Raw genomic sequence first — 840 nt, 5'->3', positions numbered from 1 at the left:
GTTTCGCGCAGTGGATTCTATGCCTGGCTGAGCGGCACACCGTCGCAGCGCGTCAAAACAGATGAGCGCTTGAAGCTTGCCATTACCGCCGTGCACAAACAAAGCCGTGAGACCTATGGCCCGCTGCGTATGCAGCCAGAATTGGCAGCACAGGGATTTAAAGCCGGTCGTGACCGCATTGCCCGTCTGCGTCGTGAGCTTGCCTTACGCTGCAAGCAGAAACGCAAGTTCAAAGCCACGACCAACTCGAATCACTCTCTTCCTGTTGCATCGAATTTATTGAATCAGACATTTGCTCCAAGCCGTCCAAACGAAGTATGGCTGACTGATATCACCTATATCAGCACTGGAGAAGGATGGCTTTATCTGGCAGGGATCAAGGATGTGTATACCTGCGAGATTGTTGGCTACGCCATGGGAGAGCGAATGACGCAAGCCTTGACTGCGCAGGCGCTCTGGCGTGCAGTGCGCAACAAACGTCCACAACCTGGATTGATTCACCACTCAGACCGGGGTAGCCAATACTGTGCGCTGAGTTATAGAGAATTGATGACACAATTCGGCATGCAGGCGTCGATGTCGCGCAAAGGAAACTGCTATGACAATGCGCCGATGGAAAGCTTCTGGGGTAGCCTGAAAAATGAATTGATACATCACCAGCACTACCCGACCCGTGCTGATGCACAGGCTGCTGTTCAGGAATATATCGAAAGCTTTTATAATCGCCAGCGTCGTCACTCACGCCTCGGCTATATTCCACCTGCTTTGTTTGCAAATAATTTCAATCAACAATCGCAGGCAGCTTGAAACATGAGTGTCCGTTATTGACAGTACACCTCA

General features: G+C 51.2%; 1 protein-coding gene. It reads left to right on the top strand.

The window, feature by feature from the left end; translation table 11 throughout:
* A partial coding sequence (locus tag ACO0LL_RS30295; protein ID WP_422954533.1) for an IS3 family transposase occupies positions 1–807 on the top strand: 807 nt, incomplete at its 5' end.
* Positions 808–840: the final 33 nt, after the last annotated feature.

It is taken from the genome of Undibacterium sp. TC4M20W (assembly GCF_049340245.1).
Lineage (GTDB): Bacteria > Pseudomonadota > Gammaproteobacteria > Burkholderiales > Burkholderiaceae_D > Undibacterium.
This window is presented reverse-complemented; position numbering and strand designations above follow the sequence as displayed.